Here is a 14,121-nt window from a genome sequence, read left to right as displayed (position 1 = left end):
GCCAATGACGACGCGCTGGAGGTGGGTGCCGAAGGTCCTGGCCGGGATCCTGGCCGCCCTGGCCGTCTACTGCGCGCTGATCGCGCTGGTCCGGCCCCTGCGCGCGCTGCTGCGGCCGGTCACCGACACCTTCAACGACCTCGTCTTCCCCGCCGAGCCCAACCTGGCCTACGCCGTCTTCCTGGCCCTGCTGGCCGGGGCCGTCGCCCGGCGCAAGCGGGCCGCGTACCGGCTGATGCTGGTCTTCCTGATCTTCACGCTGGTCCTGCTGGCGCTCTACGGGCTGATCGTCTGGCTGGAGCCGGCGGCGGGCGAGGACTATCCGGCCTGGAGGGTGGCGGTCAACTTCGGCGTGACGCTCGTCCTGCTCCTGCTGCTGGTGGCCGCGCGCGCGGAGTTCTTCGCCAAGACCCAGCGGGCCGCCTTCCGCAAGGCCCTGCTCACGCTCGTGGCCGGGCTGCTGGTCTCGGTCGGCGTCGGGTACGCGCTGATCAGCGCCTTCCACGGCACGCTCCGGCGGCAGGACCGGCTGCCGTGGGTGATCGAGAAGGCGCTCGGCGGCGCGATCACGCTCGACTTCGACCGTGAGGGGTACGGGCCGGCCTGGGTGGCGTTCACGATCGGGCTGCTGAGCGCGATCGCCCTGCTGTGGGCGTTCGCGGTGCTGTTCCGCTCGCAGTGGGCCATCGCCGAACTGCTGCCCGGCGACGAGGCCAGGCTCCGCGAACTGCTGGCCGCCGAGGGCGAGCGCGACTCGCTCGGCTACTTCGCCACCCGCCGCGACCGGGCCGCGATCTTCTCGCCGAGCGGCAAGAGCGCGGTCTCCTACCGCGTCGTCAGCGGGGTGAGCCTGGCCGGCGGCGACCCGATCGGCGACGTCGAGGCCTGGGAGCCCGCCATCGCCCGCTGGCGGCGCCAGGCCGAGGAGTACGGCTGGACGCCCGCCGCCATCGGCGCCGGCGAGGAGGGCGCTCGCGCCTACGCCCGCGCCGGGCTCAAGATCCTGCAACTCGGCGACGAGGCGATCCTGCACGTGGCCGCCTTCACCCTCGACGGCCGCGAGATGCGCGGCGTACGGCAGGCGGTCAACCGGGTCGGGCGCGCCGGATACACGCTGCGGGTACGCCGGCACGCCGAGCTGTCACCCGAGGAGATGCGCAGCGTCATCGCCAAGGCCGACGCCTGGCGCGACACCGAGACCGAGCGCGGCTTCTCCATGGCGCTCGGCCGGCTCGGCGACCCTGCCGACGGCCGCTGCGTGCTCGTCGAGGCGCTCACCGCGGGCGGCGACGAGGCGGCGATCCTGTCGTTCGTCCCGTGGGGCGAGCGCGGGCTCTCGCTCGACCTCATGCGCCGCGACCGGGGTGCCGACAACGGGCTCATGGAGTTCATGGTCACAGGCTTGGCCGAGCGGGCGCCCGAGCTGGGCGTCGAGCGGATCTCGCTCAACTTCGCCGTCTTCCGCGCCGCCTTCGAGGAGGGCGCCAGGATCGGGGCGGGGCCGGTGCTGCGGGCGTGGCGGCGGCTGCTGCTGTTCTTCTCGCGCTGGTGGCAGCTGGAGTCGCTCTACCGGTCGAACGTGAAGTACCGGCCCGAGTGGGTGCCGCGCTTCCTCGCCTACGCCGACAACCGCGACCTGCCCAAGGTCGGGCTGGCCTCGGCGGTGGCGGAGGGGTTCCTGGCCGGGCCGAGCCTGCCCACGCTGCTGCGGCGCGGCGAGGGCCGGGCGGTCGCGTCCGTGACGCCGGTCGCCCTCGAAGCGCCCGCCGCCGAGGCCGCGCCCGCCGCTTCCGCCGGGCCGCCGGAGCAGGACGGGGTCCGGGCGGGGAAGCTGGCGCTGGTGGCGGAGCCGTACCCGGTGAACTTCCCGCGCACGCACACGACGGCGCAGGCCGGTCAGGTCGGCGAGATGGTGGCGGTGGCCGGGCGGGTGATGCTGGTGCGCGACCACGGCGGCATCCTGTTCGCGACGCTGCGCGACTGGGCGGGGGAGCGGCAGCTCATGATCACCGACCCGGAGCTGCGGGCCCGCTGGCGGCGCGTCGTGGACCTCGGCGACCACGTCGGGGTCCACGGGCGGGTCGAGCGCTCCGGCACGGGCGAGGTCTCCGTGCTGGCCCGGGACTGGACGCTGACCGGCAAATGCCTGCACCCCCTGCCCGACAAGCACCGCGGGCTGACCGACCCCGAGGCCCGCGTGCGCCGCCGCCACCTCGACCTGATCACCTCACCCGCCGCGCGGGAGATGCTGCGGGTACGGGCCGCCGCCATCCGGGCCCTGCGCGACGGCCTGGTACGGCGGGGCTTCCTGGAGGTCGAGACCCCGATCCTGCAGCCGGTGCACGGCGGGGCGAGCGCGCGCCCGTTCCGCACCCACATCCAGGCCTACGACCTGGACCTGTACCTGCGGATCGCGCCCGAGCTCTACCTCAAGCGATTGTGCGTGGGCGGGGTGGAACGGGTGTTCGAGCTGGGCAGGACGTTCAGGAACGAGGGGGTGTCGCACAAGCACAACCCGGAGTTCACCATGCTGGAGGCCTACCAGGCGTACGCCGACTACCGGGACATGCTGGACCTCACCCGCTCGCTGATCCAGGAGGCCGCTCAGGCGGCGCTGGGCGGACTGATCGTGCAAGGGGTGGACATCTCGGGCGAGTGGCCGGTCGTCCCGGTCAACCAGGCGATCTCCGCGGCCGCCGGTGAGGAGGTGAGCGCGGCCACCGGGGCGCCGGAGCTGAGGAAGCTCTGTGACCGGCTCGGCGTGCCGTACCACCCGAAGTGGCGGCGCGGGGAACTGGTCCTGGAGCTGTACGAGCGGCTGGTCGAGGCGCGGACCACCGCGCCCGCCTTCTACGTCGACTTCCCCGCCGACGTCTCGCCGCTGACGCGCCCGCACCGCGACGACCCCCGGCTGGCCGAGCGCTGGGACCTGGTGGCGTTCGGGGCGGAGCTGGGCACCGCCTACTCCGAGCTGACCGACCCGGCCGAGCAGCGGCGGCGGCTGGCCGAGCAGTCGTTGCTGGCCGCCGGGGGCGATCCCGAGGCGATGGAGCTGGACGAGGACTTCCTGGCCGCGCTGGAGTACGCCATGCCGCCGACCGGCGGGCTCGGCCTCGGCGTGGACCGGCTCGTCATGCTCCTGACCGGCGCGCCCATCCGCCAGACGCTGCCTTTCCCGCTGGTACGTCCCGCAAAGAGATGACGAGATTGCCAGACACCCACCACAATGGCCGGGAAAGTCGCCAAATGTGGGGGTGGGGATGCCGGAGCTCGTTGCCCTGCGGGCGGGAGACCCCGGCAGGGTCGGGGCCTACGACCTGACCGGCCGCCTGGGCGAGGGCGGGCAGGGCACCGTCTACCTCGGCGAGAACTCCGCCGGAGTCAAGGTCGCCGTCAAGCTGCTCCGCGCCGACCTGGCCGGGGACGAGGACGCCTCCGAGCGTTTCGTCCGCGAGGTCGCCATGGCCCGCCGGGTCGCGCCCTTCTGCACCGCCCAGGTGATCGAGACCGGGCTGCTGAACGGCCGGCCGTACATCGTCAGCGAGTACATCGACGGGCCGACGCTGCACGAGGTCGTCCAGCGGGAGGGGCCGCGCTCCGGCCCCGCGCTGCACCGCCTGGCGATCGGCACCGTCACCGCGCTGGTCGCGATCCACCAGGCCGGGATCGTGCACCGCGACTTCAAGCCGTCCAACGTGGTGCTCGCCCCCGACGGGCCGCGGGTGATCGACTTCGGCATCGCCAAGGCGCTCGACCTCACCTCCACGCTCACCGCCACCGCCATCGGCACGCCCGCCTTCATGGCGCCGGAGCAGCTCACCGACGCGGTGCCCGGTCCACGGGCGGACATGCACGCGTGGGCCTCCACGATGCTGTACGCCGCCACCGGGCACACGCCCTTCGGCGCCGACAGCCTGCCCGCCATGGTCAACCGCATTCTCAACGCGGCGCCCGACATCAGCGGCATCGCCGATCCGCAACTGCGCGCGCTGGTTCAGGACTGCCTGGCCAAGGACCCGAACCGGCGGCCGAGCGCGGGGGACGCGCTGATGCGCCTGCTGGGGCACGCGCCGGGCGGTCCCTTCGGGCAGGCGCCCGACTCGGGCCCGTCGGCGCCCGGCCTGCTGGTCGAGGGCACGGCCGTGGCCGCGGGGCCGGGCGGGACGCCGTTCGCGCCCCCGGACGCCCGCCCCTCCACCGGCCCCACCGGGATGCCGCCGGGCCACGGGACGCCGCAGCACACCGGGCCACCGCAGAACATGGGCATGCAGCCAGGCCACGGGATGCAGCAGGGCCACGGGATGCAGCAGGGCGCCGGGATGCCGCCGCGGCAGGGAGCCCCGCAGACGCCATCGCCGCAGGGGATGCCGCACGGGCAGCGGATGCCCGGAGTGCCTCCCGGGCAGGGGACGTGGGTGGGGCCCCCGGCCGTACCGGCCGCTCATCTGCCGCCCCCGCAGCACTCGCGGCCCATGCGTCAGCCACCGGCCACCGTGCCGCGCGGCATGCGCACGGGCTGGGTGATCGCGGCGGCCGCCGTCGCGGTGCTGGTGCTGGCGGTCGTCGGCGTGGTCACGGCCACCCGGCTGGCGGGCGGCCCGGTGACGACCTCCGCAACCCCCAGGACGTCGCGCCCGGCCACGCCCGCCCCCACCACCCGGAACCCCTCATCGCCGCCGGTGGCCACCAAACGGTTCACGCTGCCCGGAACGGTGATGACGGTCGAGGAGCACGAGGACGACCCGATCAAGCTCATCTCCTACAGCGCCGACAGCGGCAAGCGCGTCTACGTCAGAAAGGCGGGCGCCGACCGCTTCGTCCTCAACCGCGCCTACTTCGAGTACGCGCTCAACACCACCGGCGCCCGCGCCCTGGCCACCGACGCCGACTACAGCAGCGACGGCTACTCCCAGGTCTCGATCGTCGAGCACGTCACCGGCGTCAAGCGCACGATCAAGCTGACCGCCGCCCCCGTCTACCCGAGCGCGCCCCGCTGGTCGCCGGACGGCAGGCTGGGCCTGTTCACCCTGTACAAGGCCACCGACAACGACAGCGTCCCGTACGGCTACGCCATCCTCGACATCGCCACCGGCAAGCCCCGCGTCTTCCAGATCAAGGACGTCGACACCAGCACCTACGACTACTTCTGGGACGGCGACGGCGAGTCCGTCGGCACCTGGGCGAACGGCGACATGCGCTTCTTCGACCTCGAAGGCAAGCCGGTGGCCCGCACCCTGCCGGACGGCGGCCACCCGCTGTGGGTCGAGAGCGACGTGCTGTCGCCCTCGGGCACCCACTACCTCGCCTACTGCGACGAGGCGGGCAGCAGCCTGTGCGCCAAGCCCGTCTCCGGCCAGGGCGGGAGCAGACCGCCCATCCCGGTCCAGACCAACCGGCTGATCGGCTGGTGGGACGAGGACCACGTGGCGATCTGGCGCGTGCACGCCGGCGGCTACCAGGCCGTGGTCGTCGACATGAAGGGCGACACGAAGCGGGTCCTGGCCACCGCGCCCAGGAAGAAGGACTTCGACGCCATGGGCTTCCTCTACACGCGAGGAGCACACTAGGCGCTTAGGATCAAGAAGCTCCGGACGCCTCAAAGGGGGTACACGTGGACAGCCAGCAGATCACCGTGCTCGGTCAGGGCGCGGTCTCGGCCGCCCCCGACGCCATGCGGCTCAACGCCGGCGTCGAGGTGCGCAAGGCGAGCGCCGGTGAGGCCTTCGCCGCCGTCCGCGCCGCCGCCGTCCGGCTCCTGCGGACGCTGGGCGAGGCCGGCCTGGCCGCCAAGGACCTGCGCACCAGCGAGCTGTCGCTGGGGCCCGAGTACGAGAACTACCCGAAGATCTCCGCCTACCGTGCCGCCCAGGGCGTCGAGGCGATGGTGCGCGACCTGTCGCAGGCCGACCGGATCATCGACCTCGTGGCGGGGGTCGGCGAGGAGGCCAGGCTCAACGGCGTGAGCTTCGAGATCTCCGACCCGGTCGCGGCGCTCAAGGACGCGCGCGACCGGGCCTTCAAGGACGCCAGGGCCAAGGCGGAGCAGTACGCGGGCCTGGCGGGCCGTCCGCTCGGCCAGGTCGTGTCCATCAGCGAGGAGGCCGACGCCCCGCCGCGGCCGATGATGATGGCCGCGGCGGCCATGGCCGACCAGTCCTCGATCAGCCCGGGTGAGCAGTCCGTCACGGTGTCGGTCCGCGTCGTCTACACCTTCGGCGGCTGATCCGTTACGGCGGCTGATCCGTTACGGCGGCTGATCCGTTACGGCAGCGCCAGCATGCGGTCGAGGGCGACCTTGGCCCAGTGGGCGGTGTCCGGCTCGACCGTGATCTGGTTGACCGTCTCACCGAGGGCGAGCGACTCCAGCGCCCACACCAGGTGGGGCAGGTCGATCCGGTTCATGGTGGAGCAGTAGCAGACCGTCTTGTCCAGGAACGAGACGCTCTTGTCGGGGAACATCTGGGCCAGCCGCTTGACCAGGTTCAGCTCGGTGCCGATGGCCCAGCTGGACCCGGCGGGAGCGGCCTGGAGCGTCTTGATGATGTACTCGGTCGAGCCCACGTAGTCGGCCTTCAGCACGACGTCATGCCGGCACTCCGGGTGCACCAGCACGTTGACGCCGGGGATGCGGGCCCGCACGTCGTCCACGGACTCGGCGGTGAAGCGCCCGTGCACCGAGCAGTGGCCCTTCCACAGGATCATCTTCGCCCCGGCGACCTCGCCCATGTCGTTGGGCCGGTGCGGATTCCACACCACGCAGTCCTCCAGCGACATGCCCATCTCCAGCACCGCGGTGTTGCGCCCGAGGTGCTGGTCGGGCAGGAACAGCACCTGCTTGCCCTGCTCGAACGCCCACTCCAGAGCCCGCCTGGCGTTGGAGGACGTGCACACCACGCCGCCGTGCCGTCCGCAGAAGGCCTTGATGTCGGCGCTGGAGTTCATGTACGTGACGGGCACGACGTCGCCGGCCAGCCCCGCGTCCTCCAGCGCCTCCCAGCACTCCTCCACCTGGTCGAAGGTGGCCATGTCGGCCATCGAGCACCCGGCCGCCAGGTCGGGCAGCACCACGCGCTGATCCGGCCCGGTCAGGATGTCGGCCGACTCGGCCATGAAGTGCACGCCGCAGAAGACGATGAACTCGGCTTCCGGCCGGGCGGCCGCCTGCTGGGCCAGCTTGAAGGAGTCACCGGTCACGTCGGCGAACTGGATGACCTCGTCGCGCTGGTAGTGGTGGCCGAGCACGAACACGCGCTCGCCCAGCGCCTCCTTCGCCTTGCGCGCCCGTTCGACCAGGTCAGGGTCGGAGGCGGCGGGAAGCTCGCCGGGACAGTCGACGCCGCGCTCGCTGCCCGCGTCGGCGCTCCTGCCAAGGATGAACAGCTGGGTGGTGGTCATGGCCGAACCCCTTATCGTCGGATTGACGATACTCATGATGGCATATCCCTTCCCTGTGCTTTGCCGTACCCCACCCCTTTTGCGGGGGTACGGCCGGCCGCACGGACGGTGGGGAATGTGAAGAGGCCGGCCGGTGTTGCTAACGTCTTAGTAGGAAGTCAGAAACAGACCGCGGGAGTTCGCACATGACGGTTGAGAGCAGCGAGACCACGACGCAGGGCCTGATCCTGACCGACGCGGCCTCGGCGAAGGTCAAGAGCCTGCTGGAGCAGCAGGGTGAGGAAGGCCTGCAGCTGCGGGTGGCCGTCCAGCCCGGTGGCTGTTCCGGCCTGCGCTACCAGCTCTTCTTCGACGACCGTTCGATGGACGGCGACGTGGTGACCGACTTCGGCGGCGTCGGTGTCGTGACGGACCGGATGAGCGCGCCGTACCTGCTGGGCGCGACGATCGACTTCGTCGACACCATTGAGAAGCAGGGCTTCACCATCGACAACCCCAACGCCACCGGGTCCTGCGCCTGTGGTGACTCCTTCAACTAAGAAGGCGTCCGCCGATCCGCCCCGGACCGCCTGACGGCGCCGGGGCTGTGGTCGTCGTCCAGCCGGCCTGGTGGCCGGTTGGTGGGAGGCCGCGTTCACCTTGGTGTGGACGTGGCCTTCGCATATCCTCGTGAGGCTCTACTTGGCCTGCAGACAACGAGGAAGAAGAATCCCGTGCGCATCGCCGTCACCGGCTCCATCGCGACAGACCATCTGATGACGTTCCCAGGAAGCTTCGGCGATCAGCTCATCGCCGAACAACTGGATCGGGTGTCACTTTCGTTCCTGGTCGACGACCTGCAGATCCGGCGGGGAGGCTGTGCGGCGAACATCGCGTTCGGCATGGGCTGCCTGGGCTTGGCCCCCATCCTTGTGGGCGCGGTCGGGCCCGACTTCGCCGACTACCGCTCCTGGCTGGAGCGCCACGGCGTCGACTGCGACTCGGTGCACGTGTCGGAGACTCACCACACCGCCAGGTTCCTGTGCACCACCGACGAGCACCACAACCAGATCGCCTCCTTCTACACGGGCGCGATGGCCGAAGCCAGGAACATCGAGCTGCAGCCGACCGCCGCCCGCGTGGGCGGGCTCGACCTGGTGCTGATCAGCCCCAACGACCCCGACGCGATGCTCAGGCACACCGACGAGTGCCGCCAGCGGGGCATCCCGTTCGCCGCCGACATCTCCCAGCAGCTGGCCCGCATGGCCGACGAGCAGATCCGTCAGCTCGTCGACGGGGCCGCGTACCTCTTCTCCAACGACTACGAGAAGGGGCTCATCGAGCAGAAGACCGGCTGGTCCGACGAGGAGATCCTGGACCGCGTGGGTGTGCGCATCACCACGCTGGGCCCGAAGGGCGCGGTCATCGCGCGCAAGGGCGAGCCGTCCATCCAGGTCGCGCCCGCGCCCGAGCTCGGCAAGGCCGACCCGACCGGCGTCGGCGACGCCTTCCGCGCGGGCTTCCTGTCGGCGCTGGCGTGGGGCCTGTCGCTGGAGCGCTGCGGCCAGGTGGGCAACCTCACCGCCACGCACGTGCTGGAGCGCGTCGGCGGCCAGGAGTACGAGCTGGGCCAGAAGTCCTTCCTGGAGCGCTTCACGGCCGCCTACGGCGCCGAGGCGGCCGCCGAGATCTCCGGCCACGTCAAGTGCCACTACGCCTGATCCAGGCGACGGGCGCGGCCGTCAACGCCGCGCCCGCTCCCTCCCCGGTACGGCCCGGCCGTCACACCCCCGCGTAGACGCGGTGCACGAACCCGGCGAGCTGGTCGTCCGGCAGGTGCTTGGCCAGGTCCGCCTCGCTGATCATTCCGATGATGCGGTGGTTCTCGATCACCGGCAGCCGGCGGATCTGGTTCTCCTCCATCCGGGCCAGCGCCTCCTCCACGGTGGCGTCGGCCGGGACCCACACCAGCCCGGTGGCCAGGTCGCCGGCGGTGACCCTGGACGGGTCGTGGCCCTCGGCGATGCACTTGGTGACGATGTCACGGTCGGTGATGATGCCCTTGAGCCGGTCGTCGGAACCGCAGATCGGCAGCGCCCCGACCCCGCGGTCGCGCATCATCTGCGCCGCCCGGTCCAGGGTCTCGTGGGCGGCGATGCACTCCACGCCCGCGCTCATCAGGTCGCGGGCGGTCTCGTGCGGGTGTCCAGCGGTCATCGGATTCCCCCCGAAATGAGATGACATTCCCGCACGGTTCTACCCAGAATCGCAGGTCAGTAATTGCGCCGCACGTGGATCGCCCAGCCGCCGCCGGGCAGCTCGTACGTGCCCACGTGCGGATGCGACTTCAACCGGCACCAGGCGGGCACGTCGGTATAGGCGGCCGGATCGTCGGCCAGCACCGCCACCACCGCGTTGAGCGGAACGTAGTTGATCTGCTCGGCGAGCATGATGATCGGGATCGGGCACTTCTTCCCGAGCGCGTCGATCGTCAGTGCGGGCTGAGTCACTTCTGTCATGCCACTCCTGCGTCCTGCCGGATCCGGCGCACCATGTCGGGAAGGACCTCCAGGAACCTGTCCACCTCCGCCGCGGAAGCGCCACGGGGCAGCGAGACCCTGACGTTCCCGTGCGTGAGCACGCCCATCGCCTCCAACACATGCGATGGTCGAAGCGTACTAGCGGTGCACGAACTCCCGGACGATACCGCGAATCCCGCCTTGTCCAGCTCGGTGAGCAACACCTCCCCGTCGACGTACAGACAGGAGAAGGTGACGATGTGCGGCGCCCGCTCGACCGGCTCCCCGATGACCTCCACGTCGGGGACGATCTTCGGCACCGTGTTCCTGATCCGGTCCACGAGGGCCGACAGCCGCGCGTGCTCCTGCGCCGCCTCCGCGCTCATCGCGCGCAGCGCCGCCGCGGCCGCCACGATCGCCGGAACGTTCTCGTAGCCGGGCACCCGGCGGCGCTCGCGCTCGTCCTCCGGCAGGAACGAGCGGAACCTGGTGCCCTTGCGCACCGCCAGCACGCCCACCCCGGCCGGCCCGCCCCACTTGTGCGCGCTGGCCGTCAGCACCGACCAGCCCTCCGGTATCGGCAGCCGCCCCGCCGTCTGGGCGGCGTCGACCAGCAGCGGCACCCCGTGCTCGCGGCAGGCCGCCGCCGCCTCGGCCACCGGCTGGAGCGTGCCGACCTCGTGGTTGGCGGTCTGCAGGCAGGCGAGAGCCGTACCCTCGGCCGCGACCGCCGCCGTGAAGGCGGGCAGGTCGACGCGGCCGGTCAGCCCGACGCCCACGGTCTCGACCGTGCCGCCGTCGCGCTCGTGCACCCCCGCCGCGTGCAGGACGCTGGAGTGCTCCACCGCGCTGGTGATGAGATGGCGGCCGGTACGGCGCCGCCCGTGTAGGGTGCCGAGCACGCCGAGATGCACGGCCTGCGTGCCGGAAGAGGTGAACGACACCTCGTCAGGACGCGCGCCGAGTGCCTCTGCCACCTCCGTGCGGGCCTGCTCCAGCAGCAGGTGCGCGCGGCGGGCCTGGTTGTAGAGCCGTGCCGGATCGGCCCAGCCGACGTCCAGGGCCGCCAGATACGCCTCGCGTGCCTGGGGGTGAAGCGGCTCGGTGGAGGCCGCGTCGAAGTACGCCACGCGACTTATCGTCCCACTCCCGGCGCGCCATCGAGGGGGCGGGCGGGAGGGCGGGGCCCCTCCGCGCTAATGTGTCTGCAATCAGCTGTGCATTTGGAAATACGAGCGCCCAGGAGTGACTCCTGGGCTTCATCTGTGGGGTAGGCGATCCGTGAGTCCGACTCGCCGTTCGACGCGGCGTTCGTTGGTCCGGGGCAGAGTGCCACGCGCCGCCGCTTTGGCGTTGCTGCTGGCCTCCGCTACGGCGTGTGCGAATGATGTTCCCGAGGCCGACTGGTCCAGCGGCCTCCTGCCGAAGGGCGTAACCGAGCAGGGAAATGTCGTCGAGAGCCTCTGGAACGGGGCCTGGATCGCCGCTCTCGCCACCGGTGCCGTTGTCCTGGCCTTGATCCTTTGGGCATGCATCTTCCACCGTAAGCGGAAAAAGTCGGCCGAGCTGCCGCCGCAGGTTCGCTACAACCTGCCGATCGAGATCTTCTACACGCTCGTTCCGCTGGTCATGGTGTCGGTGTTCTTCTTCTACACCGCGCGTGACAGCAACACGCTGGAGAAGGTGTCGGCCACTCCCGACGTCAAGGTGAAGGTCGAGGCCTTCCAGTGGAGCTGGCGCTTCACCACCGAAGTCGGCGGCAAGAAGCTGACGCCCGTGGTGGGCCAGCCGGTCAGCGACTACAGGCAGGGGCCGCAGCTCGTGCTGCCCGTCGGCAAGACGGTCCAGTTCGACCTGTCCTCGCCTGACGTGATCCACTCCTTCTGGGTGCCCGCGTTCCGGTTCAAGCGTGACGTGATCCCCGGCATCAAGGAGGGCAACCCCGGCCGGGTCTTCGAGGTCAAGACGCTGAACGAGCCCGGTGTCTACGCGGGCCGTTGCGCGGAACTGTGCGGCGTCGACCACAGCCGCATGCTGTTCTCGGTGAAGCTCGTTGCGCAGGATGACTACGACAAGTACCTCGCACAGGCCGGGAGCACCCAGTGACCGCCATCCAAGAGCCGATCACCACGGCGCGTCCGACTCCCAAGGGCCGGATCATCGCGAAGTGGCTTTCCTCGACCGACCACAAGATCATCGGTCACCTGTACCTCATCACGTCGTTCGCGTTCTTCCTGATCGGCGGCGTGATGGCGCTGATCATGCGCGCCGAGCTGGCGCAGCCGGGCCTGCAGTTCACCTCGAACGAGCAGTTCAACCAGCTGTTCACCATGCACGGCACGATCATGCTGCTGATGTTCGCGACGCCGCTGTTCGCCGGCTTCGCCAACGAGCTGATGCCGCTGCAGATCGGCGCCCCCGACGTGGCGTTCCCCCGGCTGAACATGGTCAGCTACTGGCTCTACCTGTTCGGCAGCATCATCGCGGTGTCCGGGTTCTTCACCCCGAACGGCGCGGCCAGCTTCGGCTGGTTCGCCTACACGCCGCTGTCGAACGCGATCAGCTCGCCGGGACTCGGCGGTGACCTGTGGATCATGGGCCTGGCGCTGTCCGGCCTGGGCACGATCCTCGGCTCGGTCAACTTCATCACCACGATCATCTGCATGCGCGCGCCGGGCATGACCATGTTCCGGATGCCGATCTTCACCTGGAACGTCCTGCTCACCAGCATGCTCGTGCTGATGGCCTTCCCGGTGCTGGCCGCCGCGCTGCTCGCCCTGGAGGCCGACCGCAAGCTCGGCACCCACATCTTCGCCAGCGAGACCGGAGGCGCGCTGCTCTGGCAGCACCTGTTCTGGTTCTTCGGCCATCCCGAGGTGTACATCATCGCGCTGCCGTTCTTCGGCATCGTCACCGAGGTCCTGCCGGTCTTCAGCCGCAAGCCGATCTTCGGTTACATCTCGCTGGTCGCCGCGACCATCTCCATCGCGGGCCTGTCGATCACGGTCTGGGCGCACCACATGTTCCCGACCGGGCAAGTGCTGTTGCCGTTCTTCTCGTTCATGACGTTCCTCATCGCGGTGCCGACGGGCGTGAAGTTCTTCAACTGGATCGGCACGATGTGGCGGGGACACCTGTCGTTCGAGTCGCCGATGCTCTATTCGGTCGGCTTCCTGGTGACCTTCCTCCTGGGCGGCCTGACCGGCGTCATCCTGGCCTCGCCGCCGCTCGACTTCCACATCTCCGACACCTACTTCGTCGTGGCCCACTTCCACTACGTGGTCTTCGGCACCGTGGTGTTCGCGATGTTCGCGGGCTTCTTCTTCTGGTGGCCCAAGTTCACCGGCAAGATGCTCGACGACCGGCTCGGCAAACTGCAGTTCTGGCTGCTGTTCATCGGCTTCCACACGACGTTCCTGGTCCAGCACTGGCTCGGCGTGCTCGGCTTCCCGCGCCGCTACGCCGACTACAGCCCGGCCGACGGCTTCACCGACCTCAACATGATCTCGTCGGTGGGCGCGTTCGTCCTGGGCATCTCGGTGCTGCCGTTCTTCTACAACGTGTGGAAGACCGCGCGCAGCGCGCCCAAGGTCACCGTGGACGACCCGTGGGGCTACGGCGGCTCGCTGGAGTGGGCCACCTCGTGCCCGCCGCCGCGGCACAACTTCACCTCGCTGCCGCGCATCCGCTCCGAGCGGCCCGCGTTCGACCTGCACTACCCGCACGTTTCGGCCAAGCAGGAGGTTGAGGCCTGATGAAGGTACAGGGTTGGCTGTTCCTGCTCTGCGGCCTGTTCTTCGCCGCCGTCGACGTCGCCTACTGGTTCTGGACCAAGTCGGCGACCGGGCAGGGCGAGCCGGTCGGCACCACGGCCATGGCCATCTCGGTCGGCTTCGCGTTCATGATCGGCTACTACCTGATGTTCACGGCGCGCCGGATCGGCGACCAGCCGGAGGACAACAAGCAGGGCGAGATCAGCGACGGCGCCGGTGAGATCGGCTTCTTCAGCCCGAGCTCATGGTGGCCGCTGTTCCTCTGCCTGGCGGCGGCCTTCGCCTTCGCCGGGTTCGCGATCGGCCTCTGGATGTTCCTGATCGGGCTGTTCATGGTCGTCATGGCCATGATCGGGTTCGTGTTCCAGTACTACCGGGGCAACTTCTCCCACTGAGCCGGCGAAACGGGTGTTCTCCTCCGAACCGGGGGAGGGCACCCGTTTTTCGCGTTTTTT

The 14,121-nt window shown here is 70.2% G+C and carries 12 protein-coding genes; 8 read left to right on the top strand and 4 right to left on the bottom strand.

The features are described from left to right. Positions 1 to 4 precede the first annotated feature (4 nt). From lysX to ACFWYW_RS07550, 3 genes are read left to right on the top strand one after another with little or no spacing between them, the layout of a single operon-like run. Positions 5 to 3,202: a bifunctional lysylphosphatidylglycerol synthetase/lysine--tRNA ligase LysX gene (lysX, locus tag ACFWYW_RS07560; RefSeq protein WP_379611590.1), complete on the top strand. Its 3,198-nt coding sequence runs from the start codon at positions 5 to 7 to the stop codon at positions 3,200 to 3,202. A 58-nt stretch (positions 3,203 to 3,260) separates the two neighbouring features. Beyond that, positions 3,261 to 5,567, top strand: a complete 2,307-nt coding sequence (locus ACFWYW_RS07555; RefSeq protein ID WP_379611591.1) for a protein kinase — start codon at positions 3,261 to 3,263, stop codon at positions 5,565 to 5,567. 44 nt (positions 5,568 to 5,611) lie between these two features. Further along, positions 5,612 to 6,223: an SIMPL domain-containing protein gene (locus ACFWYW_RS07550; protein ID WP_379611592.1), complete on the top strand. Its 612-nt coding sequence runs from the start codon at positions 5,612 to 5,614 to the stop codon at positions 6,221 to 6,223. A gap of 38 nt (positions 6,224 to 6,261) precedes the next feature. Here the strand turns inward: ACFWYW_RS07550 and nadA are convergent, their stop codons facing one another. Then, a complete protein-coding gene (nadA, locus tag ACFWYW_RS07545; protein ID WP_379611593.1) occupies positions 6,262 to 7,395 on the bottom strand; it encodes a quinolinate synthase NadA in 1,134 nt (377 codons plus the stop codon). A gap of 185 nt (positions 7,396 to 7,580) precedes the next feature. On the opposite strand from nadA, the gene ACFWYW_RS07540 reads away from it, so the two are divergent. Both ACFWYW_RS07540 and ACFWYW_RS07535 read left to right on the top strand, forming a co-directional pair. Then, positions 7,581 to 7,934 (top strand): iron-sulfur cluster assembly accessory protein, encoded by a 354-nt coding sequence (locus ACFWYW_RS07540; protein WP_184970832.1) that lies wholly within the window; start codon positions 7,581 to 7,583, stop codon positions 7,932 to 7,934. Between the two features lie 174 nt (positions 7,935 to 8,108). Then, a complete protein-coding gene (locus ACFWYW_RS07535) occupies positions 8,109 to 9,095 on the top strand; it encodes a carbohydrate kinase family protein (RefSeq protein ID WP_379611594.1) in 987 nt (328 codons plus the stop codon). A gap of 61 nt (positions 9,096 to 9,156) precedes the next feature. Here ACFWYW_RS07535 and ACFWYW_RS07530 read toward each other — a convergent pair whose 3' ends face one another. Genes ACFWYW_RS07530 through ACFWYW_RS07520 form a run of 3 tightly spaced genes read right to left on the bottom strand, consistent with a single transcriptional unit; the run spans position 9,157 to position 11,023 of the window. Next, the gene (locus tag ACFWYW_RS07530; protein ID WP_379611595.1) at positions 9,157 to 9,591 is read right to left on the bottom strand and encodes a CBS domain-containing protein; all 435 of its coding nucleotides are present in this window, start codon (positions 9,589 to 9,591) and stop codon (positions 9,157 to 9,159) included. Positions 9,592 to 9,647: 56 nt separating this feature from the next. Then, positions 9,648 to 9,893 carry a sulfurtransferase TusA family protein gene (locus ACFWYW_RS07525; RefSeq protein WP_379611596.1) on the bottom strand — a complete coding sequence of 82 codons (246 nt, stop codon included), beginning with the start codon at positions 9,891 to 9,893 and terminating at the stop codon, positions 9,648 to 9,650. Further along, entirely contained in the window at positions 9,890 to 11,023 is a 1,134-nt protein-coding gene (locus ACFWYW_RS07520) for a cysteine desulfurase family protein (protein WP_379611597.1), read from the bottom strand. Before ACFWYW_RS07520 ends, ACFWYW_RS07525 begins: the two co-directional genes overlap by 4 nt. Before the next feature lie 199 nt (positions 11,024 to 11,222). Between ACFWYW_RS07520 and ACFWYW_RS07515 the strand changes: the two genes are divergently transcribed. Genes ACFWYW_RS07515 through ACFWYW_RS07505 form a run of 3 tightly spaced genes read left to right on the top strand, consistent with a single transcriptional unit; the run spans position 11,223 to position 14,061 of the window. After that, entirely contained in the window at positions 11,223 to 11,999 is a 777-nt protein-coding gene (locus tag ACFWYW_RS07515) for a cytochrome c oxidase subunit II (protein WP_379611598.1), read from the top strand. Next, complete coding sequence (gene ctaD / locus ACFWYW_RS07510) at positions 11,996 to 13,648, top strand: cytochrome c oxidase subunit I (RefSeq protein WP_379611599.1); 1,653 nt, start codon at positions 11,996 to 11,998, stop codon at positions 13,646 to 13,648. The genes ACFWYW_RS07515 and ctaD overlap by 4 nt, the downstream gene beginning before the upstream one ends. After that, positions 13,648 to 14,061 carry a cytochrome c oxidase subunit 4 gene (locus tag ACFWYW_RS07505; protein ID WP_184970847.1) on the top strand — a complete coding sequence of 138 codons (414 nt, stop codon included), beginning with the start codon at positions 13,648 to 13,650 and terminating at the stop codon, positions 14,059 to 14,061. The genes ctaD and ACFWYW_RS07505 overlap by 1 nt, the downstream gene beginning before the upstream one ends. Positions 14,062 to 14,121 lie beyond the last annotated feature (60 nt).

The sequence above is a fragment of the Nonomuraea sp. NPDC059023 genome (assembly GCF_042740095.1).
Taxonomy (GTDB): domain Bacteria; phylum Actinomycetota; class Actinomycetes; order Streptosporangiales; family Streptosporangiaceae; genus Nonomuraea.
This window is presented reverse-complemented; position numbering and strand designations above follow the sequence as displayed.

Excerpts from the sequence above, each read along its gene's own strand:
- nadA (WP_379611593.1), bottom strand. The coding sequence starts at position 7,395 with ATGACCACCACCCAGCTGTTCATCCTTGGCAGGAGCGCCGACGCGGGC.
- lysX (WP_379611590.1), top strand. The coding sequence starts at position 5 with ATGACGACGCGCTGGAGGTGGGTGCCGAAGGTCCTGGCCGGGATCCTG.
- ACFWYW_RS07525 (WP_379611596.1), bottom strand. The coding sequence starts at position 9,893 with ATGACAGAAGTGACTCAGCCCGCACTGACGATCGACGCGCTCGGGAAG.
- ACFWYW_RS07530 (WP_379611595.1), bottom strand. The coding sequence starts at position 9,591 with ATGACCGCTGGACACCCGCACGAGACCGCCCGCGACCTGATGAGCGCG.
- ACFWYW_RS07505 (WP_184970847.1), top strand. The coding sequence starts at position 13,648 with ATGAAGGTACAGGGTTGGCTGTTCCTGCTCTGCGGCCTGTTCTTCGCC.
- ACFWYW_RS07540 (WP_184970832.1), top strand. The coding sequence starts at position 7,581 with ATGACGGTTGAGAGCAGCGAGACCACGACGCAGGGCCTGATCCTGACC.
- ACFWYW_RS07555 (WP_379611591.1), top strand. The coding sequence starts at position 3,261 with ATGCCGGAGCTCGTTGCCCTGCGGGCGGGAGACCCCGGCAGGGTCGGG.